Genomic DNA, 19,938 nt, shown 5'->3' on the forward strand with positions numbered 1-19,938 from the left:
GTTAGCCGGCCGTGCCAAGGCTCTCCTTGGTCCCGAGCCGGCTGGCGCGGTCGTTTCTCAGATGCGCGGCGCTCCAAGCCGTCAGGAGCCTGGGACAGCTCGGTATGTGATCGTACAACTTGGTTTTGTTGTCATACCGAAAGCGATGAGAAACCGTGATGCGTCGCCCTGACGCAGTGGCCTGAAGCATTAGCGAAGCCGAGAAGCTTTTGAAACTGAGGTTTTTTACCAATACTTCACGATCTTGTAAGACATACGATGTCTGAACTCGTAGTGAAAGAAGCGTGGCGGCATGGCCTGGACCGCGCCCGTTGGAACAGGAGACCCCCCAATGCACTTCCTTCCCCGGCCCGCCCTGGCGGCGGCCGTGGCCGCTGCCTGCGCGCTTGCCGCCTGCGGCGGTGGTTCCGAGAACTCCGAGACGGTGCGCGAGACCGCGGCTGCCGCAGGCGTGGTGGACAGCACGGCCACGCGACCGCAGTTGAGCCTGGCGGAAGCCGCCCACTACACCGTGGGCCGCTACCTGGCCCAGGCCGGCAGCCTGGGCCTTGACGGCAGCAGCCTGACGGTGGACGGCTGGACGCCGCCGCAAGTGGGTGAGGTGGAGCGCTTCACGCCCACCTTCGTGGTCGCGGCCGACGGCAGCGGCACGCACACCACGCTGCAGGCCGCCCTCGACGCCGTGCCCGCCGCCACGCAGAGCGGCTCGCGCCACTACATCCTGGTCAAGCCCGGCAGCTACCGCGAAGTGGTTTGCGCCAGCGGCAAGGCGCCCATCACGCTCTACGGTGCCGGGGACGCCGCCGAGGTCGTGGTCGTCGCCGGCCACTACAACGGCGAGGCCAAGGCCGTCGGCACGCCGGCCAATCCCTGCAACCCGAGCGTGACGTCCGCCACCTACGGCACCAGCGGCAGCGCCTCGGTGGCGATCTACAGCGACGACTTCCACGCCAAGAACGTCACCATCGCCAACGACGCCATGAAGAACGTGGTGCACGGCGTGGGCTACCCGGCCGGGGCCAACGGCAGCAGCGGCGCGCAGGCGGTGGCGCTGATGACGCAGGGCGACCGCCTCGTGTTCGAGAACGTGCGCGTGCTGGGCCACCAGGACTCGCTCTACGTCAAGACCGCCAACACCGCCACGGTGTCGCGCGCCTACTTCCGCAAGTCCTACGTGGAAGGGGACGTGGACTTCATCTTCGGGCGCGGCACCGCCGTGTTCGACCGCTGCGAGATCCGCTACCTCAGTACCCGTCTGCCGGTGGGCCAGTCCACCGCCATGCTGGCGCCCAGCACCTCGCCGCTCAACCGCTACGGGATGCTGTTCATCCACAGCAGCTTCAGCGCCGATGAGGGCACGCTGCCCGGCAGCATCCACCTCGGCCGCGCCTGGGACGAGGGCGTCAACTCGACTACCAATCCCTACGTGCCCGGCGTCTCGCCCAATGGCCAGCTGCTGGTGCGCAACAGCATCCTGGGCGCGCACATCCAGCCCGTGGCGCCCTGGACCGCCTCCACCTCCCGGCGCCCCTGGAGCGCCGAGGGCAACCGCTTCGCCGAACACCGCAACACCGTGCTGGCGCCCTGAGCGGGCCGGCATCCCATTTCCTTTCGAACCCGAAGCTTTCCATTCGCGCTGAGTCCTTCGACAAGCTCAGGGCGAACGGGGAAGCGCATCAGCCCTACACACCATGATCAAGCTCAAGACCGCGGGCCGCGCACTGCCCGTCCGCTCCACCATTGCCCTGTCCTGCGCCGCGGCGCTGCTGGCCGCCTGCGGGGGCGGCAACGAAATTACCGCCTCCGCGAACGGCACCGCGCGCGAGCAGGCCGCCACGCTGCGTCCGTCCGGCGCGCTCGGGTCGCTGGGCGCCGACGGCTGGGCCAGCGTGTCGCCCGACGGCGGCCCGTTCCAGGTCACCGGCGGCGAGGGCGCCGCCACGGCGCACATCCACGTCGTCAAGAACCGCGCCCAGCTGGTGCGCGCGCTCTACGGTCGCGTGGTGGAGGACACCCTGGCCGCGGAGCCCGACCACCAGAAGAAGCTCATCTACATCCAGGGCCGCATCGATCTCAACGTCAACGACGACCATGAGCCGATGACGGCCGAGGACTACATGCGCCAGTGCGGCGCCTCCGTCACGCCCTACGCCACCTATGCCGAGTTCGACGCCGCCTACAAGGCCGCCTACGACCCGAACCAGTGGATCAGGCAGTCGCTGGAGTCCGACGGCCGCCCGCCGGCGCTGCCGATGAAGGCGGCCGACGGCGCGCTGACGCTGGAAGGCCAGCGCGCCTGCTTCGCCTCGAAGCAGGCCCGGCGCATCGTGCTGCGCGTGGGCTCCAACACGTCCATCATCGGCCTGGGCAGCGACGCGGCCCTCGTCGGCGGCAACCTGCACCTGGGCGACGTGACGGTCAGCGGTGACACCGACGCTCAGGGCCGTACGCTGGTGAGCGACAACATCCAGGCGCGCAACATCGTCATCCGCAACATCCACTTCTCGGATGCCTACGACATGTTCCCGGGCTGGGACCCGAAGGACTCCTTCAGCATCAGCGCCTCGGAGTTCGGCACCGGCCTGTGCCGCCGCACCTTTGACGCCGCCACCAACCAGGGCCCGCACCAGTGCCCCAGCCGCAAGGGCGGGCGCTGGAATTCGGAGTACGACCTGGTCTCCGTGCTCAATGCCACCAACGTCTGGATCGACGGCAACACCTTCGACGACGGCGAGCGCCACGACAAGCTGGACCCGCCGGTGCCGACCTGGGCCGCGCCCTTCAACGTGGCCGAGCAGAAGGTGCAGCACCACGACGGCCTGGTGGACGTGACGCTGTTCGGCAACCACGTCACGCTCTCCTACAACCATTTCAGGGACCACGACAAGACGCACCTGCTCGGCGGCACCGACGCGGCCGGGCGCTACAGCGACGGCAAGAACGAACTGAGCTACGGCCCCGACAAGCTGGCCGTGACCCTGCACCACAACCGCTACGAGAACACCGTGCAGCGCCAGCCGCGCGTGCGCTTCGGCAAGGTGCATGTCTACAACAACTACTACAGCGGCGCGCTCAAGCCCACCGGCAGCAGCGGCGCGCCGGCGCCGGACTACGCCTGGTCCGTGGCCTGGACCATCGGCACGGCCTCCAAGCTCTACGTCGAGAACAACGTGCTGGAAATCGCGCAGAACGGCAACAAGAAGACGACGGCGCAGCTGACCTTCGGCGACAGCGTGTCCTCCACGGTCTCCAACCAGGCCAGGTGCATGGCCGTGGGCTACTCCGCGGCGGACTGCGCCACCTACTTCTTCGAGACGGGCACGCTGCTCAACGGTGCCGTGCTCAACGAGGGCGAGCTGCTGGCCGCGGCCAGGCTCAAGGGCACCGGCAGCAACGCCACGGTGAACCTGCTGGACGCCGGCTACTGGGTGCCCGGCGCCAGCTATGCCTACACCGCGCAGCCCACCGGCGAGGTGAAGGCCGAGGTGCTGGCCAAGGCCGGGGCGGGGCGGCGCTGAGGCGCGCGCGGCGGGGGCGCCCGACGGGTGGCTCCGCCGCAGTTCTCAGGCGGCGACCAGCTCGCGCACCAGCCCGAGCACGGTCTCGGGCCGTTCCCGGTGCGGCACATGGCCCGTGCCGGGCAGGATCTCGACCCGCACGGGACCGCCGTTGAGCGTGCCGATCAGCTCGGGATGCCGGGTCGTACCGTACTCGTCGAGCTCGCCGTGGATGGCCAGCACGGGGCAAGTGACGCGCGGCAGCACCTCGGCCAGCGACCAGGACGCGAAGCCCGGATGCAGCCAGTTCTCGATCCAGGCGTTCAGCACCCAGCGGGTCTTGTCGCCGTGGTACCTCGCCAGGCGCTCGACCTGCTGCGGGTCCTGGAACTGGTCCCGCGCCGCGCGGATGCCTTCGAGCGTGCGGTCCTCCGGGAAGACCTGCGCCGCGATGGTGACCAGCGCCTCGCAGTCCGCGGCGAACTCGGCCGCGGCGTGGATCGCCATGCCGCCGCCGACGCTGTGGCCCAGGGCGATGAACTTGCGCAGCCCCAGCTGCTCGCGCAGCGCCGGGAAGTAGCGGGCCGTCTCCTCGGCCACGAAGTCCAGCGAGGGCCGCTCGCTGCGCGCGTCGGATTGGCCGAAGCCCAGCCGGTCGTAGGCGATGACGGGGCGCGCGGTGGCCGCGCTCAGCGCCGCCGGGAAGTCGCGCCACAGCGCCACGCAGCCCAGGGAGTCGTGGAACAGGACGATGGGGCTGGCCGGGTGTGCCGGGTTGGGCGGGTCCGCTGGAGCCCAGGTGCGGGTGAAGAGGCGTCCCTGGGGATGCTCGACCCAGCGGTCGCGGACGTCGATGTGGGAAGTCGTCAGGCCATTCATATTTACAAGCTTGACAGGTGGCGCAGCAGGCCGGTGGCAACGATGCCGATGAGCACGGTCGGCAGGATCGGCAGCCGGGTGGCCGCCGCCAGCGTGACGGCCAGCGCTGCCAGGTCGGCGGGCCGGTCCGACACGAAGGCCGGCGCGATCACGGAAACCAGCACGCACCCGGGCACGTTCTCCAGCACGGAGTGCATGCGCGGGCTGAGGCACCGGTTGCGCAGCGCCAGGTAGCCGACGACCCGGGTCAGGTACGTACTTGCGGCCATCAGCACGATGGTGGCGAGGGTGGCGGCGTCGATCATGAGCGGGGCGCCCACCAGGCCGCGGCGACCAGGCCCGCCACCGCCCCGGCGGCGACGTACCAGGCGCCGGGGACGAGCCGGTAGGTCAGCGCCGCCACCGCCAGGCTCACCAGCCAGGGCCGGCAGGGACGCAGCCCCTTCCACATCCCGCGCAGCAGCACCAGGAACACGGCGGTGAAGGCCATGTCGAAGCCGTAGCGCTCCACGTCGCTGATGACCGGGCCCAGCGCCGCGCCCAGTGCCGTGCAGCTCACCCAGGTGGCGTACAGCCCCGCCGACGCGCCCAGGTAGTAGGCCAGGCTGATGCGCCGCGAGGCGCGGCGCTGCGCGTCGGCCAGGGCCATGGCCCAGCTCTCGTCGCACATGAAGAACAGCGCGGCCATGGCGCGCCGCCACGGCAGGTGGCGCAGGTAGGGCGCCAGCGCCGCGCCCATCAGGATGTGACGGCTGTTGACCAGGAAGGACATCGCCACGATCAGCAGCACATGCGGTGGCGAGGTCCAGAGCCGGACGGCGGTGAATTCCGAGCCGCCGGCGAAGTTCAGCCCGGTCAGCAGCGGCACCTCGACGGCGCCCAGGCCCTTCTGTGCGGCCTGGGCGCCCAGCACCAGCGCCACGGGCACGAAGCCCAGCATCACCGGCAGCGACGCGCGCAGGCCGCGCCAGGCCTCATGCCGGGCGGTGGGAGAAGTGGGGGAGGAAGGAGAGGAGGAAGCCGCGGCCAAGGCGGCGGAATCGGTGATGCTGCTCATAAGACTGCAGCATTTTGTGCCGGTCGGCGTGAAATTTGGTGCCGTTGTTGCCAGGCCAAGCTTTCATATTGGCAGACAATTGCTCGAAACAAGTTCTCGTTGAACGGAGATGCCAATGGAGCTGGATGCCCTCGACCGCCGCATCCTGCGGGCGCTGCAGCGCGACGGCCGCCTGCAGAACGTGGACCTGGCCCGGGAGGTCGGCCTGTCGCCCTCGCCCTGCCTGCGGCGGGTGCGGCTGCTGGAGGAGGCGGGCGTGATCGAGCGCTACGTGGCCGTGCTCAATCCGGCCAAGGTGGGCAAGCCCCTGACGGTGTTCGCCCGCGTCTGGCTCAAGGGCCAGGATGCCGAGACGGTCGATCACTTCACCGAGGCCGTCCGGTTGCTGCCCCAGGTGGTCGAGTGCCACCTGATGGCCGGGGACTGCGACTTCCTGCTGCGCATCGTCGCGGCCGACCTGGACGAGTACCGCCAGTTCCAGGTCAACCACCTCAGCCGCATCCGCGGCGTGCAGAGCGTCAAGACCGACATCCCGATGCAGAAGGTCAAGCAGACCTCGGAGTTGCCGGTGTGAGCTCCGGCCGCGGCGGTGGAAGCTGCGGCCTCATCGTTCCAACTTGCCCAGGTCCCGGCTGCCGGCAGCCGGGACCGGGTCTACCTCACTGCGCGGTTGACTTCGCAGCCGTATCGCTGGCCTTCTCGGCCGAGGCATGCGTCTTGGCCGCGTGGGTCTTCTTGTGCTCGCTCTTGTGGGCGGTCTTGTGCGTGGACTTGTGGGCCGACTTCTGCGCACCGGCATCGGCCTTGTGCCCGGTTGCGGGCGCAGCCGACGCGGCGGCGGCCGGCGCCGCGGGCGTGGCCGGGGTGGCGGGCGTCGCCGGGGTTTGGGCGAAGCTCAATGCGGCCACGGTGGACAGCAGGGTGGCTGCCAGCAGCGACTTGGTGGTGGTGCTCATGATCGATCCTTGTTTCCCGACTCGCATGCGCTCCGAGTCATCGAGCTGGCCCGGCTTCATGCGCCGGACTTGAGGCTGCAACGGCACCCGCCGCGGCGGCGTTGACCCCCATGCCGGCCGCTTAAGCCCCACCTAAGCCGCGGCGCGAGGCGGCGCCTGCCCGCATGCGGCCCGGGCCGATCCGTGAAATAGCGGCCGTGCACGCGCCCTCTGCGCCGCCAGCCCGGGCCGGCGCCGCACAAGAATCCGGCGCCATGAAGATCACACATCGCCTGCTCGGCACCCTGGCCCTGTGCTGGACGCTGGCGCTGCTCCCCGGCGCGGGCCGCGCCCAGGCCTCCACCGCCGCGCCCGAGGCCTCGATGAACGAGCGCGTGCTAATGGTGCCGGTCGATGCCCAGCGCAACATCCGGCTGCAGGTGACGGTGCTGCAGCCCGACGGGCCGGGGCCGTTCCCGCTGGCCGTGGTCAACCATGGCGCCTCGGGCAAGCAGCCGCCGGCGCGGATGGAGCGCCATCGCCACACCTTCGCCGCCTACTACTTCCTGTCGCGCGGCTACGCCGTGGCGCTGCCCATGCTGCGCGGCTACGCCGGCTCGGAGGGGCGGCTGCATCCGGCGGGCTGCAACTACGAGAGCGTCGCCCTGGGCAATGCCGCCGATATCCAGGCCGTCATCGACTTCATGGCTCGGGACCCCACCGTCGATGCCCGCCGCACCGTGATGGCCGGCCAGAGCTTCGGCGGCTGGAACACGCTGGCCTTCGGGTCGCTGGGCGACCCGCGCGTCAAGGCGCTGGTGAGCTTTGCCGGCGGCATGAACGCCTCCAGCTGCCCGAACAGCCCGGCCGTGCTGCCGCGCGGGGCCGGGCGCTTCGGCGCCACCACCCGCGTGCCCTCGATCTGGTTCTACGGCGAGAACGACAGCTTTTTTGGGCCGCCGCTCGCGCAGGTCATGCACGAGCGCTACACCGCTGCCGGCGGCCGGGCCGAGCTGGTGGCCTTCGGCCCCTTCATGAAGGACGCCCACGAGCTGCTGGCCTTCCCCCAGGGGCTGCCGATCTGGGCGCCCCGGCTGGACGCCTTTCTGCACCAGCTCGGCCTGCCCGGCCGGATCGTGCATCCCGAGTACCTGCCTCAGGACTTTCCGCCGCCTTCGGGCTACGCCGCCATCGACGACGTGGACGCCGTGCCCTACCTCGACGACCGGGGCCGGGAGCATTACCGCAGGTTCCTGGCCCGTTCGGCGCCGCGCGTGTACGTCCTCTCGCGCTCCGGCTTCGCCGGCGCCTACTACGGCGGCTTCGACCCCGTGGGCCGTGGCCTGAAGGAATGCCGGCTGCGCGCGCGCGACTGCTTCGTCTACGCCGTGGACGACCATGTCGCGTGGTCGCGCCCCACGCCGGCGCCGCCGGCCAGCGGCTTCGCGGCACACGACGACGTGGCGGCCATTCCCTTCATCAACCAGGCCGGCCGCCAGGGCTACCTGAAGTACCTGTCGATGCGCCGGCCCAAGGCCTTCGCGATTGCACCGGACGGCGCCTGGAGCGCCGCCGCACTGGGCCCCGACCCGCTGGCCATGGCGCTGGAAGCCTGCGGCAAGGCGCACCAGGGTTGCCGCCTGTACGCGGTGGACCACAGCGTGGTCTGGGCCGGGCAGCCGGAAGGAGAGCCGTGACCCCCGGTGTTGGCAAACGCATGAGGAACATCCCCGCAGCAGATGCATCAGCCGTGACGGCCTGAAAGGCGCATGTTTCGCGGCCCGAGTCCGAGGAGTAGAAGCGACGAGGCCGGCGCCCAGCGCCGGCGCCGGCCTGGGGCTGCCGGGCACTTCTGCTGAAAGGAAGGCCATGAACCGCAGAGAGCTCTCCAGTCTCCTGCTCCTCGCCGCCGTCGGTGCCGGCGCGCGATCGGCCTGGGCCCACGAGGGCCATGAGGGAGAAGCAGAAAGCAGCGCCAGCGAGCCGCTGCCCGTGAGCGTGACCGTGTCCTTCGGCGCCGGGCTCAACACGGCGCAGCCGGGCAATCGCGCCAACCACCACATCCTGCCGCGCTGGATCAGGCTGCGGCGCGGGGGCGTGGTGAACTTCGTGGTGGCCGGTTTCCACCAGGTGACGGTCTACAACCCGGGCAAGAAGGACGAGGACATCGTGCCGGCCGACCCGAGCGGCCTGTTCGTCAACGACCCCAACGGCCGCTTCTACCTGGGCATCGCGCCGGCGGCGCCGCCCGAGGGCAGCGTCAACCCGTCCAACGCCGTCAACCGCGTCGAGTCGGTGAGCTTCCCGAAGAGCGGCACGTACCTCGTGATCTGCAACGTGCTGCCGCACTTCCGCGACGGCATGTACGCCTACGTGTGGGTGCGTTGAGCCGGCCCGTGCCGTGAGGAAGCCGGCCGGGAGGCCGGCTCCCCTCGCGGTGGCCTGCCGGCGGGGCCGCCAGGCCCTATCCCTGGCGCCGCGCCGCCACCGGCTCGAAGTCCGCGTAGTGCCCCTTGAGCCCGTAGTAGGCGATGTACAGGTAGCACAGCGCCGGCACGAAGAAGGCGTGGAGCAGGCCGATGCGGTCGGCGAAGAAGCCCATGATCACCGGCACGATCGCGCCGCCGACGATGGCCATGCACACCACGCCGGAGCCCTCGCCGGTGTGCTTGCCCAGCCCCTCGATGGCCAGGCTGAAGATGGTCGGGAACATGATGGAATTGAACAGGCCGATGGCCAGCATCGCCCACATCGCGGCCTTGCCGGACACCAGCATCGCCAGCACCAGCAGCCCCACCACCACCAGCGCGTTGAAGGCCAGCAGGTGGCCGGGCCGCACCTTCTTGAGCAGCGCCGCGCCGATGAAGCGGCCCACCATGGCGCCGCCCCAGTACAGCGACAGGTACTTCGCCGCCGTCTCCTCCGGCAGCCCGGCCACGCCGGGATCGGCCATGAAGTTCACCAGGAAGCTGCCGATGGACACCTCGGCGCCCACGTACACGAAGATGCCCAGCGCGCCCAGCACCAGGTGCCGGTACTGCCAGACGCTGTCGTGCGTGTGGTAGACGGCCTGCGCCGTGTCCGGCGGCAGCTCGGCGGGCTGCTCGGCCGCCTCGATGGCGGGCAGCCTCGACAGCGCGATGACCACGGCGATCAGGAACAGCACTACCGCCAGCCCGATGTACGGCCCCTGCACGGCGGAGGCCTCCGCGGCCGCCTGGGCGGCGCGCTCCGCGGGGCTCAGGGTGGCCGCGTCCGCCACCGGCCGGGCCGCCACCGCCAGGATCAGCATCGAGCCGAAGAAGGGCGCCAGCGTGGTGCCCAGCGAGTTGAAGGCCTGCGTCAGGTTCAGCCGCGCCGAGGCGGTTTCGGGCCGGCCCAGCACGGTGACGTAGGGGTTGGCCGCCACCTGCAGCAGCGTGATGCCCGAGGCCAGGATGAACAGCGCGCCCAGGAACAGCGCATAGGAGGCCCGGCCGGCCGCCGGGTAGAACAGCAGGCAGCCCAGCCCCGCCACCACCAGGCCGACGATGATGCCGCGCTTGTAGCCCAGCTTCTCCACCACGTAGCCGGCCGGGAAGGACACGATCAGGTACGCCGCGAAGAAGCAGAACTGGATCAGCATCGCCTGCACGTAGCTGAGCGTGAACACCGCCCGCAGGTGCGGAATGAGGATGTCGTTGAGCGCGGTGATGAAGCCCCACATGAAGAACAGCGAGGTCAGCACCACCAGCGGCATGGTGTAGTCGCCCTGCGCGCGCGATGGGGACGGGTTGCGGGTCGTGGTGGGCACTGCACCGGCCATGGGGCACCTCCTGGGGTGGGGATTTCCTGGGGCAATCGGGTGGCCTGCCCAAGGCCCCGGGCCGGGACGCGGCTCAGCCGCCGTGCCGGTTCTTGTCCCAGATCGCCAGCAGGATCAGCCCGTAGGCCAGCAGCCGCACCAGGTACGCAACGGGCTCGGTTTCGTCGGTGGCCGGGCTCAGCGCCATGTGCACGCGGTTGAGGCCCTCGATGCCGAAGGAGGCGCCCAGCAGCAGGAAGAAGCGGTCGCGGCTGCTGTGCCAGTAGCGCCAGAACAGCAGCGCCGCGATGAAGGAGGCGCAGGCGATGGCGCCCAGCAGCATCGGCTCCAGCGCGCCGCTCCTCATGCGTCGTGCTCCAGGATCATTCCCACCACCAGCAGCAGCACCGAGGCCAGCGCAACCAGCAGCCGCGCCAGGCCCAGGTCCACGTCGGGGAACACCAGCCGGTCCAGCACCAGCAGCAGGTTGTTGAGCGTGAGCCCGACGAAGCACAACCCGCTCCACAGCAGCAGCCTGAAGCGCGTGCGCGCGTAGGCGCGCAGCAGCAGCCCAGCGCACAGCAGGGCGGTGAGCGCGCAGAGCGTGTAGGTGATCTGGGCCATCACATTCCACTTCTCGTTGTTGAATGAAGCAGTTCCGTTCGTCCTGAGGTATCGAAGGATGAACGGCCCTCGCTGTGCGGCTGCCATCGCAGCCTCACGGATTCGCCCTTCGATACCTCAGGGCGAACGGGTCGTTTCTCGGGCAAAGCAAGAACTTGAATCAACCTCCCTTTCGCAGCCGGAAAGCGTCGGCGAAGCGCGTGGCGTTTTTCTGCACGCGATCGTGGATCAGCTTGGTGATGCCGATCAGGTCGGCACGGTAGGCGGCAGCCAGCCGGTCCACCAGGGCGGCCAGCGTCTCGTCCTCCGGGCGGTAGAGCAGGCGCTGCGCGTCGGCAGGGTCCGGGGCCACCAGGTGCACATCCTGCAACGCCTGCACGATGCCGGCGGCCGTGGCTTCCGGCACGTACAGCGCACGCGCCACCTCGTCCACCGTCAGCGCGCGCTCGGGCTGCGCATGAAACAGCAGCAGCGCCTCCAGGAAGGGCACCGACGGCACGCTGGTCAGGATGAAGCGGCGCAGGTCGTCCGGCAACGGCAGTGGCGGGCTCACGCCTGCATCTCCCTCGGTCCCTTCCTGCCGGGCCAACCCCGGCCTTTTTCCAGAGCCCGTGCCTTCACCGTGCGCCCGCGCTCCCCGGCCGCCCGGCCGTCTCGCCCGACGCGGCGCGGCTGGCCAGCCACTGCGCGATCAGGCCCGCCAGCGCCGCGATGTCGGCCGGCTTGACCAGGTGGTGGTCGAAGCCCGCCTGGCGCGAGAGCTGCTGGTCCGTCTTGTGCCCGTAGCCGGTGAGCGCAATCACCAGCGAGCGCTGCGTGGCCGGCAGCGCGCGCAGCCGCCGCGCCACCTCGAAGCCGTCCATGCCCGGCAGCCCGATGTCCAGCAGCACCACGTCGGGCGCGAAGGCCTTGGCGCGCTCCACCGCCTCCAAGCCGTTGTGCGCGGTCTCCACGCTGTGGCCTTCCATGCGCAGGAACAGCGCCACCGTGTCGGCCGCGTCGATGTTGTCGTCCACCACCAGCACGCGGCACACCGCCGCCACCGCGGCCTGGGCCTCGTCGGGCTGGGCCTGCGGTGCGGGTGCGCCCACTTCCATCAGGCAGGGCAGCCGCACGACGAATTCCGAGCCCTGGCCCGCGCCAGCGCTGTGGGCTTCCACCGTGCCGTGGTGCAGCTGCACCAGGCGCTGCACCAGCGTCAGCCCCACGCCCAGCCCGCCCTGGCTGCGGTCCAGCGAGCGCCGGCCCTGCTCGAACAGCTCGAAGACGTTGGGCAGCAGCGAGGCCTCGATGCCGATGCCGTCGTCGCGCACGCTGACCACGGCCTGCCCCTGCTGCACGCGCAGCGCCACCTCGATGTGCCCGCCCTCGGGCGTGTACTTGGCGGCGTTGTTGAGCAGGTTGGCCACCACCTGCGACAGCCGCGCGAAGTCGCCGCGCAGCCACACCGGGGCGGCGGGCAGCTGCGTCTGCAGCCGGTGGCGCCGGCTGTCGAGCATGGGCCGGGCCGTCTCGATGCCATGGGCCACCACCGTCAGCAGGTCGATGGTCTGGAGCTGCAGGCTGATCTTGCCCTGGCTGATGCGCGCCACGTCCAGCAGCTCCTCCACCAGCGCCGTCATGTGCCGCACCTGGCGGTCCATCACGTCGGTGGCCCAGGCCAGCCGCGGCTGCCCGGCGGGGGCGATGCGGCGGATCACCTCCACCGCGTTGCGGATCGGCGCCAGCGGGTTGCGCAGCTCGTGCGAGAGCATGGCCAGGAACTCGTCCTTGCGCCGGTTCAGCGCCGTGAGCTGCTCCTGGGCATGGCGCCGCTCCTCGATCTCGGTCTGCAGCGAGCGGTACAGCCGCGCGTTCTCGAAGGCCAGCGCCGCGCGCTCGCACAGCGAGCGCAGCAGCTCGCGGTCCGGCTGCGCCGCCACGTACAGCGCGCCCAGCACGCGCTGCCCGTGCACCAGCGGCAGGACGGCGCCCTCGGGCAGCCCGCTCGGCTGCGCGTCGCGGCCTTCCTCGATGGCCTCGCAGGGGTCGATGCCCAGGGTCTGCGGCTCGCCGCTGCCCAGCGCGCGCGCGAAGGCCGCGCGCACCGCCGGCGCCATCTCCTCCAGCAGGGGCTCGGCGAAGGTGATGGGCTCGCCCTTGGTGTCGCCGCGGCACACCAGCAGCCGCTGCGGCGGCTCGGCCGAGGTCTGCAGCAGCAGCGCGGCGCAGGGACTGAGCGTGGGCACCAGCAGCTCCAGCAGCCCGCGCATGCCCACTTCCGCGTCCAGCGAGGCGCTGAGCACGCCGCTGACCAGCGACAGGAAGTTGGAGCGCCAGGTGGCATGCTCGGCCGCCCGGCGCGCGGCCTCGGCCGCGGCCAGCGCCACGCGCTGGTCGGCCTGGCGCCGCACGCGGCGCTGCATCACGTGCAGGTCCACGAACACCTGCACCTTCGAGCGCAGGATCTGCGGCACCACCGGCGACATGATGTAGTCCACCGCGCCCAGCTCGTAGCCGCGGTGCGTCTGCATCTCGTCGGCGTAGGCGGTGATGAAGATGATGGGCGTGTGCGCGGCGCGCTTGTACTGGCGGATCAGCCGCGCCGTCTCCAGCCCGTCCATGTCGGGCATGTTCACGTCCAGCAGGATCACCGCGAACTCGCGCCGCAGCACCTCGCGCAGCGCCTCGGCGCCGGAGTAGGCCGAGACCAGCTCCTGGCCCAGGTCCTCCAGCACCGCGCGGAACACCAGGTGCTTCTCCGGCAGGTCATCGACGATGAGGATGCTGCTGGTCAGGGCCTCCTCGTCGCCCGGCGGCGCCTCGGCCGGCGACGGGCCCGGCCGGGGCGCGGGCAAGGGCGAGGGCGTCAATGGCATAGCCACCCCTTGAGCACGCTGAGCAGGTGGGCCGGGTCCACGGGCTTGGACAGGTAGTCCCAGGCGCCGGCCTCGATGCACTTCTGCCGGTCGCCCTTCATGGCCTTGGCCGTCACGGCCACCATGGGCAGCTCGCGCCCGCGCGGGAGCTGGCGGATGTGCTGCATGGTGGTCAGGCCGTCCATCTCCGGCATCATGATGTCCATCAGCACGATGTCGATGCCAGGGTCGCTCTCGACCATGCGGATGGCTTCGCGGCCGTTGTCGGCGGAAACGATCTCCATGCCATGGTCGTCCAGCACCGTGGCCAGGGCGAAGATGTTGCGCATGTCGTCATCGACGATCAGCGCCTTGCGCCCGCGCAGCGAGCGGCGCTCGCCGGCGACGGCCTCCACGGCCCGGGCCTCGGCCTCGGACATCTCCGCCGCGTTGCGGTGCAGCGCCAGCGAGGCCTGGCCCAGCAGCTCCTCGGGGCTGTCGGCCTGGCGCAGGCAGAAGCCGCCGTGCTGGCGCTGCCAGATGCCGTCCCCGCCCGCGCCGCCGCGCCACAGCACCACCGGCACTTGCAGCCCCAGCGGATGCAACTCCATCGCTTCGCGCACATGCTCGGGCGCGAAGCCGGGCAGGGTGGCGTCCACCACCAGCGCATCCGCGTCGTGGAGTTGCGATCGCAACGCCGCGGCATCGTCCGCCCACAGCAGCTCCACGCCCTGCGTGAGCCCCTCGGCCAGGGCGCGCCGGGCCTCGCCCTCGGGCAGCGCCGCCAGCAGCCGCCGCGCGGGGCGCTGCGCCAGCTGGTGCAGCCCGGCCATGGCCTCGTCGAGCAGGTCGCGCGAGCGCAGCGGCTTGCCGATGAAGCGCACCGCGCCGGCCTCCAGCGCGCGCTCGCGCGCATCGTCGGTGGAGATCACGCAGATGGGCAGGTGGCGCGTGCGCGCGTCGGCCTGCAGGCGGTCGAACAGGCGCCAGCCGTGCATGTCGGGCAGGTGGATGTCCAGCGTCACCAGCGAGGGCCGGTACTCGCAGGCCATGGCCAGGGCGCTGGCGCCGGTGGTGCACACCAGCGCCTTGAAGCCGGCCTGGCGCGCCGACTCCAGCATCACCTTGGCGAAGCCCAGGTCGTTCTCCACGATCAGCAGCACGCAGTCGCCGCCGATGACGTGGTGGCGGTCGTCATCGGCCACGTTCTCGAAGGTGTCGGGCTCGCCGCCCGGCGGCATGGGATGGCTGACCTCGGTCGTGGTGGCCACGGCCGTGGGCAGCACCGGCCCGACGTCCCAGGCCGGACCCTGCGCCGCCCGCTTGGGCGGCACCGCCTGCGGCGCCGGCGCTTCCGGGGGGCGATGCGCGGCACGCTGGCTGCGCGGCATGTTGAAACTCTGGGGCAGGTACAGCGTGAAGGTGGAACCTTCACCCGGCGTGCTCACCAGGCGCAGCTCGCCGCCGAGCAGCCGCGAGAGCTCGCGGCTGATGGCCAGGCCCAGGCCGGTGCCGCCGTACTTGCGCGAGGTCGAGCCGTCGGCCTGCTGGAAGGCCTCGAAGATGATCTGCTGCTTCTCGGTCGGGATGCCGATGCCGGTGTCCGACACGGCGAACATGATCACCGGCCCGCCGGCGCGGCGCAGCTCCTCGTTCTCCGGCACCCAGCCCTCGGGCGCCAGGCCGATGCGCAGCTGCACATGGCCCTGGTGCGTGAACTTGAAGGCGTTGGACAGCAGGTTCTTGATGATCTGCTGCAGCCGCTTCACGTCGGTGAGCATGGCCTTGGGTGCGCGCTCGTCGATCTCCACGCCGAAGCCCAGGTGCTTGGAGTCCGCGAAGTGGCGGAAGCCGCGCTCCACCGAGCGCTGCAGCTCGTCCAGGCGCAGCTCCGAAAGGTCCACCGCCACCGTGCCCGACTCGATCTTGGACAGGTCCAGGATGTCGTTGATGAGCATCAGCAGGTCGTTGCCCGAGGAATGGATGGTCTTGGCGTACTCGACCTGGCGCCCCGTGAGGTTGCCCTCGTTGTTCTTGCACAGCTGGTCCGACAGGATCAGCAGCGAGTTCAGCGGCGTGCGCAGCTCGTGCGACATGTTGGCCAGGAACTCCGACTTGTACTTGGAGGTCAGCGCCAGCTGCTCGGCCTTCTCCTCCAGCGCCTGGCGTGCCTGCTCCACCTCGCGGTTCTTGCGCTCCACCTCCTGGTTCTGGTGCGCCAGCAGCTTGGCCTTTTCCTGCAGCTCCTGGTTGGTCTGCTGCAGCTCGTGCGCCAGCGACTGCGACTGCTTGAGCAGGTCCTCGGTGCGGGTGTTGGCCTCGATGGTGTTGATCACGATGCCGATGGACTCGGTGAGCTGCTCCAGGAAGCCCTCGTGCACCGGGTTGAAGCGCTGCAGCGAGGCCATCTCGATCACGCCGCGCACGCGTTCCTCGAAGATGATGGGCAGCACCAGCACGTCCATGGCCGCCGTCTCCGACAGCCCCGTGGCGATGCGGAAGGACACCGAGGGCACGTTGGTCAGCAGCACCTTCTGCTTGTCCAGCGCGCACTGGCCGACCAGGCCCTGGCCCAGCTCGATCTCCTTGCCGTGCATGCCCTGGCCGCTGGAGGCGTAGCTGGCCAGCAGCTTCAGCCGCGCCGTCTCGGAGTTGCCGCTGAGCACGTAGAACTCGGCCTGCTGCGCGCCCACCACCGAGGCCAGCTCCGACAGGATCATCTGGCCCACCGTCACCAGGTCGCGCTGGCCCTGCAGCATGCGCGAGAACTTGGCCAGGTTGGTCTTGAGCCAGTCCTGCTCGGTGTTCTTCTGCGTGGTGTCCTTGAGGTTGCGGATCATCTCGTTGATGGTGTCCTTGAGCGCCGCCACCTCGCCCTGCGCCTCCACCGTGATGGAGCGCGTGAGGTCGCCCTTGGTCACCGCCGTCGCCACCTCGGCAATCGCGCGCACCTGCGTGGTCAGGTTCGCCGCGAGCTGGTTGACGTTCTCCGTCAGGCCCTTCCAGGTGCCCGAGGCGCCCGGCACCTTGGCCTGGTTGCCCAGCTTGCCTTCCACGCCCACCTCGCGCGCCACGGTCGTCACCTGGTCGGCGAAGGTCGCCAGGGTGTCGGTCATGGAGTTGATGGTGTCGGCCAGGGCCGCGATCTCGCCCTTGGCCTCCACGGTGAGCTGCTGCTTGAGGTCGCCGTTGGCCACCGCCGTCACCACCTTGGCGATGCCGCGCACCTGCGAGGTCAGGTTGCCGGCCATGAAGTTGACGTTGTCGGTGAGGTCCTTCCACACGCCCGACACGCCTTTCACTTGCGCCTGGCCGCCCAGCCGCCCCTCGGTGCCAACCTCGCGCGCCACGCGCGTGACCTCGGCCGCGAAGGACGAGAGCTGATCGACCATGGTGTTGATCACGTTCTTGATCTGCAGGATCTCGCCGCGCACGTCCACGGTGATCTTCTGCGTCAGATCGCCGCCGGCGATGGCGGCCGAGACCTTGGACACGTCGCGCAGCTGCACCGTGAGGTTGGCCGCCATCGAGTTCACGGATTCGGTGAGGTCCTTCCAGGTGCCGGCCACGCCCTGCACGTCGGCCTGGCCGCCCAGGCGGCCCTCGGTGCCGACCTCGCGCGCCACGCGCGTCACTTCCGCGGCGAAGGAACGCAGCTGGTCCACCATGGTGTTGATGGTGTTCTTCAGCTCCAGGATCTCGCCTTTCACGTCCACGGTGATCTTCTTGGACAGGTCACCGGCCGCAACCGCCGTAGTCACCTCGGCGATGTTGCGCACCTGCGAGGTGAGGTTGCCGGCCATGAAGTTGACCGACTCGGTGAGGTCCTTCCAGGTGCCGGCCACGCCCTGCACGTCGGCCTGGCCGCCGAGCTTGCCTTCGGTGCCCACCTCGCGCGCCACGCGCGTCACTTCCGCGGCGAAGGAGCGCAGCTGGTCCACCATGGTGTTGACGGTGTTCTTCAGCTCCAGGATCTCGCCTTTCACATCGACGGTGATCTTCTTGGACAGGTCGCCGGCGGCCACGGCCTTGGTCACGTCGGCGATGTTGCGCACCTGCGAGGTGAGGTTGCCGGCCATGAAGTTGACCGACTCGGTCAAATCCTTCCAGGTGCCGGCCACGCCCTGCACCTCGGCTTGGCCGCCGAGTTTTCCTTCAGTGCCCACCTCGCGCGCCACGCGCGTCACTTCCGCGGCGAAGGAGGAGAGCTGGTCCACCATGGTGTTGATGGTGGCCTTGAGGTCCAGGATCTCGCCCTTGACGTCCACCGTGATCTTCTTGGACAGGTCCCCGGCGGCCACCGCCTTGGTCACTTCGGCGATGTTGCGCACCTGGCTGGTCAGGTTGCCGGCCATGGAGTTGACCGACTCGGTGAGGTCCTTCCAGGTGCCGGCCACGCCCTGCACGTCGGCCTGGCCGCCCAGGCGGCCTTCGGTGCCCACCTCGCGCGCCACGCGCGTCACTTCGGCGGCGAAGGAACGGAGCTGGTCCACCATGGTGTTGATGGTGTTCTTCAGCTCCAGGATCTCGCCCTTGACGTCCACCGTGATCTTCTTGGACAGGTCCCCGGCGGCCACGGCCTTGGTCACGTCGGCGATGTTGCGCACCTGCGAGGTCAAGTTGCCGGCCATGGAGTTGACCGACTCGGTGAGGTCCTTCCAGGTGCCGGCCACGCCCTGCACGTCGGCCTGGCCGCCGAGCTTGCCTTCGGTGCCCACCTCGCGCGCCACGCGCGTCACCTCGGCGGCGAAGGAGCGCAGCTGGTCCACCATGGTGTTGATGGTGGCCTTGAGCTCCAGGATCTCGCCTTTCACATCGACGGTGATCTTCTTGGACAGGTCACCCGCGGCCACGGCCTTGGTCACGTCGGCGATGTTGCGCACCTGCGAGGTCAGGTTGCCGGCCATCGAGTTCACCGAGTCGGTCAGGTCCTTCCAGGTGCCCGACACCCCGCGCACCTCGGCCTGGCCGCCCAGGCGGCCCTCGGTGCCGACCTCGCGCGCCACGCGTGTCACCTCCGCGGCGAAGGAGGAGAGCTGGTCCACCATGGTGTTGACGGTGTTCTTCAGCTCCAGGATCTCGCCCTTGACGTCCACCGTGATCTTCTTGGACAGGTCGCCCGCGGCCACGGCCTTGGTCACGTCGGCGATGTTGCGCACCTGGCTGGTCAGGTTGCCGGCCATGAAGTTCACCGACTCGGTCAAATCCTTCCAGGTGCCGGCCACGCCCTGCACGTCGGCCTGGCCGCCGAGCTTGCCCTCGGTGCCCACCTCGCGCGCCACGCGCGTCACTTCCGCGGCGAAGGAGCGCAGCTGGTCCACCATGGTGTTGACGGTGTTCTTGAGCTCCTGGATCTCGCCCTTGACGTCCACCGTGATCTTCTTGGACAGGTCGCCCGCGGCCACGGCCTTGGTCACGTCGGCGATGTTGCGCACCTGGCTGGTCAGGTTGCCGGCCATGGAGTTCACCGAGTCGGTGAGGTCCTTCCAGGTGCCGGAGACGCCTTCCACCCGCGCCTGGCCGCCCAGGATGCCCTCGGTGCCGACCTCGCGCGCCACGCGCGTCACTTCGGAGGCGAAGGAGCGCAGCTGGTCCACCATGGTGTTGATGGTGTTCTTCAGCGTCAGGAACTCCCCCTTGACGTCCACCTCGATCTTCTTGGACAGGTCGCCTTGCGCCACGGCGGTGGTCACGTCGGCGATGTTGCGCACCTGGCTGGTGAGGTTGGAGGCCATGGAGTTGACCGAGTCGGTCAGGTCCTTCCAGGTGCCGGCCACGCCCTTGACCGTGGCCTGGCCGCCGAGCTTGCCCTCGGTGCCGACCTCGCGCGCCACGCGCGTGACCTCGGCCGAGAAGTCGCTGAGCTGCTCCACCATGGTGTTGATGGTCTTGGCCGCGCGCAGGAACTCGCCTTCCAGCGGCCGGCCGTCCACCTCCAGGGCCATGCTCTTCGAGAGATCGCCCTGCGCCACCGCGCCGATGACGCGCGCCACCTCGGAGGTGGGGTGCACCAGGTCGTCGATGAGCGCATTGATGCATTCCACCGAGTCGGCCCAGAAGCCGCGCGAGGCGCGCACGTTGGCGCGCTGGCGCAGCCGGCCTTCCTTGCCCACCACCTGGCGCAGCCGCGCCAGCTCGCGCGCCATGTGGGCGTTCTGCTCCACCACCTCGTTGAACACGTCGGCCACGCGGCCCGCCACGCCGGTCCAGTCCAGCGGCAGCCGCGCCTGCGCGTTGCCGTCGCGCAGCTCGGTCAGTGCCACCAGCAGCGCCGAAAGCTCGTCCGCCCGCAGCAGGTTGGGGTCGTCGGCGATCTTCATCGTTC

The 19,938-nt window shown here is 70.0% G+C and carries 15 protein-coding genes; 5 read left to right on the forward strand and 10 right to left on the reverse strand.

Annotation, left to right across the window (positions count from 1 at the left end; genetic code table 11):
• Positions 1–331 precede the first annotated feature (331 nt).
• Positions 332–1,588 (forward strand): pectinesterase family protein, encoded by a 1,257-nt coding sequence (locus HHL10_RS13805; protein WP_169160948.1) that lies wholly within the window; start codon positions 332–334, stop codon positions 1,586–1,588.
• A 103-nt stretch (positions 1,589–1,691) separates the two neighbouring features.
• Positions 1,692–3,518 carry a pectate lyase family protein gene (locus HHL10_RS13810; RefSeq protein WP_169160949.1) on the forward strand — a complete coding sequence of 609 codons (1,827 nt, stop codon included), beginning with the start codon at positions 1,692–1,694 and terminating at the stop codon, positions 3,516–3,518.
• Between the two features lie 45 nt (positions 3,519–3,563).
• Here the strand turns inward: HHL10_RS13810 and HHL10_RS13815 are convergent, their stop codons facing one another.
• The 3 genes from HHL10_RS13815 to HHL10_RS13825 are packed head-to-tail and all read right to left on the reverse strand — an operon-like array spanning position 3,564 to position 5,433.
• Positions 3,564–4,376: an alpha/beta fold hydrolase gene (locus HHL10_RS13815; RefSeq protein WP_169160950.1), complete on the reverse strand. Its 813-nt coding sequence runs from the start codon at positions 4,374–4,376 to the stop codon at positions 3,564–3,566.
• A 2-nt stretch (positions 4,377–4,378) separates the two neighbouring features.
• A complete protein-coding gene (locus HHL10_RS13820) occupies positions 4,379–4,681 on the reverse strand; it encodes a branched-chain amino acid transport AzlD family protein (protein WP_169160951.1) in 303 nt (100 codons plus the stop codon).
• Entirely contained in the window at positions 4,678–5,433 is a 756-nt protein-coding gene (locus tag HHL10_RS13825; protein ID WP_169160952.1) for an AzlC family ABC transporter permease, read from the reverse strand. Before HHL10_RS13825 ends, HHL10_RS13820 begins: the two co-directional genes overlap by 4 nt.
• A gap of 115 nt (positions 5,434–5,548) precedes the next feature.
• Between HHL10_RS13825 and HHL10_RS13830 the strand changes: the two genes are divergently transcribed.
• A complete protein-coding gene (locus HHL10_RS13830) occupies positions 5,549–6,007 on the forward strand; it encodes an Lrp/AsnC family transcriptional regulator (RefSeq protein ID WP_169160953.1) in 459 nt (152 codons plus the stop codon).
• Between the two features lie 85 nt (positions 6,008–6,092).
• On the opposite strand, the gene HHL10_RS13835 is transcribed toward HHL10_RS13830, so the two are convergent.
• Entirely contained in the window at positions 6,093–6,389 is a 297-nt protein-coding gene (locus HHL10_RS13835; RefSeq protein WP_169160954.1) for a hypothetical protein, read from the reverse strand.
• Positions 6,390–6,643: 254 nt separating this feature from the next.
• On the opposite strand from HHL10_RS13835, the gene HHL10_RS13840 reads away from it, so the two are divergent.
• Both HHL10_RS13840 and HHL10_RS13845 read left to right on the forward strand, forming a co-directional pair.
• Complete coding sequence (locus tag HHL10_RS13840) at positions 6,644–8,065, forward strand: dienelactone hydrolase family protein (protein WP_169160955.1); 1,422 nt, start codon at positions 6,644–6,646, stop codon at positions 8,063–8,065.
• Positions 8,066–8,237: 172 nt separating this feature from the next.
• Entirely contained in the window at positions 8,238–8,756 is a 519-nt protein-coding gene (locus HHL10_RS13845; RefSeq protein WP_169160956.1) for a hypothetical protein, read from the forward strand.
• Positions 8,757–8,832: 76 nt separating this feature from the next.
• Here the strand turns inward: HHL10_RS13845 and fucP are convergent, their stop codons facing one another.
• The 6 genes from fucP to HHL10_RS13875 form a co-directional block, all read right to left on the reverse strand.
• Positions 8,833–10,173: an L-fucose:H+ symporter permease gene (gene fucP / locus HHL10_RS13850; protein WP_169160957.1), complete on the reverse strand. Its 1,341-nt coding sequence runs from the start codon at positions 10,171–10,173 to the stop codon at positions 8,833–8,835.
• Between the two features lie 73 nt (positions 10,174–10,246).
• A complete protein-coding gene (locus HHL10_RS13855) occupies positions 10,247–10,519 on the reverse strand; it encodes a DUF5985 family protein (protein WP_235971445.1) in 273 nt (90 codons plus the stop codon).
• Positions 10,516–10,776, reverse strand: a complete 261-nt coding sequence (locus HHL10_RS13860; protein ID WP_169160958.1) for a DUF5985 family protein — start codon at positions 10,774–10,776, stop codon at positions 10,516–10,518. The genes HHL10_RS13855 and HHL10_RS13860 overlap by 4 nt, the downstream gene beginning before the upstream one ends.
• 160 nt (positions 10,777–10,936) lie before the next feature.
• The gene (locus tag HHL10_RS13865; protein WP_169160959.1) at positions 10,937–11,329 is read right to left on the reverse strand and encodes a hypothetical protein; all 393 of its coding nucleotides are present in this window, start codon (positions 11,327–11,329) and stop codon (positions 10,937–10,939) included.
• A 64-nt stretch (positions 11,330–11,393) separates the two neighbouring features.
• Entirely contained in the window at positions 11,394–13,634 is a 2,241-nt protein-coding gene (locus HHL10_RS13870) for a response regulator (protein ID WP_169160960.1), read from the reverse strand.
• Positions 13,625–19,933: a HAMP domain-containing protein gene (locus HHL10_RS13875; RefSeq protein ID WP_169160961.1), complete on the reverse strand. Its 6,309-nt coding sequence runs from the start codon at positions 19,931–19,933 to the stop codon at positions 13,625–13,627. The genes HHL10_RS13870 and HHL10_RS13875 overlap by 10 nt, the downstream gene beginning before the upstream one ends.
• Positions 19,934–19,938 lie beyond the last annotated feature (5 nt).

The sequence above is a fragment of the Azohydromonas caseinilytica genome (genome assembly GCF_012927045.1).
In the GTDB taxonomy this organism is placed as follows: Bacteria; Pseudomonadota; Gammaproteobacteria; order Burkholderiales; family Burkholderiaceae_C; genus Azohydromonas; species Azohydromonas caseinilytica.

Excerpts from the sequence above, each read along its gene's own strand:
- HHL10_RS13805 (WP_169160948.1), top strand. The coding sequence starts at position 332 with ATGCACTTCCTTCCCCGGCCCGCCCTGGCGGCGGCCGTGGCCGCTGCC.
- HHL10_RS13810 (WP_169160949.1), top strand. The coding sequence starts at position 1,692 with ATGATCAAGCTCAAGACCGCGGGCCGCGCACTGCCCGTCCGCTCCACC.
- HHL10_RS13815 (WP_169160950.1), bottom strand. The coding sequence starts at position 4,376 with ATGAATGGCCTGACGACTTCCCACATCGACGTCCGCGACCGCTGGGTC.
- HHL10_RS13820 (WP_169160951.1), bottom strand. The coding sequence starts at position 4,681 with ATGATCGACGCCGCCACCCTCGCCACCATCGTGCTGATGGCCGCAAGT.
- HHL10_RS13825 (WP_169160952.1), bottom strand. The coding sequence starts at position 5,433 with ATGAGCAGCATCACCGATTCCGCCGCCTTGGCCGCGGCTTCCTCCTCT.
- HHL10_RS13830 (WP_169160953.1), top strand. The coding sequence starts at position 5,549 with ATGGAGCTGGATGCCCTCGACCGCCGCATCCTGCGGGCGCTGCAGCGC.
- HHL10_RS13835 (WP_169160954.1), bottom strand. The coding sequence starts at position 6,389 with ATGAGCACCACCACCAAGTCGCTGCTGGCAGCCACCCTGCTGTCCACC.
- HHL10_RS13840 (WP_169160955.1), top strand. The coding sequence starts at position 6,644 with ATGAAGATCACACATCGCCTGCTCGGCACCCTGGCCCTGTGCTGGACG.
- HHL10_RS13845 (WP_169160956.1), top strand. The coding sequence starts at position 8,238 with ATGAACCGCAGAGAGCTCTCCAGTCTCCTGCTCCTCGCCGCCGTCGGT.
- fucP (WP_169160957.1), bottom strand. The coding sequence starts at position 10,173 with ATGGCCGGTGCAGTGCCCACCACGACCCGCAACCCGTCCCCATCGCGC.
- HHL10_RS13855 (WP_235971445.1), bottom strand. The coding sequence starts at position 10,519 with ATGAGGAGCGGCGCGCTGGAGCCGATGCTGCTGGGCGCCATCGCCTGC.
- HHL10_RS13860 (WP_169160958.1), bottom strand. The coding sequence starts at position 10,776 with ATGGCCCAGATCACCTACACGCTCTGCGCGCTCACCGCCCTGCTGTGC.
- HHL10_RS13870 (WP_169160960.1), bottom strand. The coding sequence starts at position 13,634 with ATGCCATTGACGCCCTCGCCCTTGCCCGCGCCCCGGCCGGGCCCGTCG.
- HHL10_RS13875 (WP_169160961.1), bottom strand. The coding sequence starts at position 19,933 with ATGAAGATCGCCGACGACCCCAACCTGCTGCGGGCGGACGAGCTTTCG.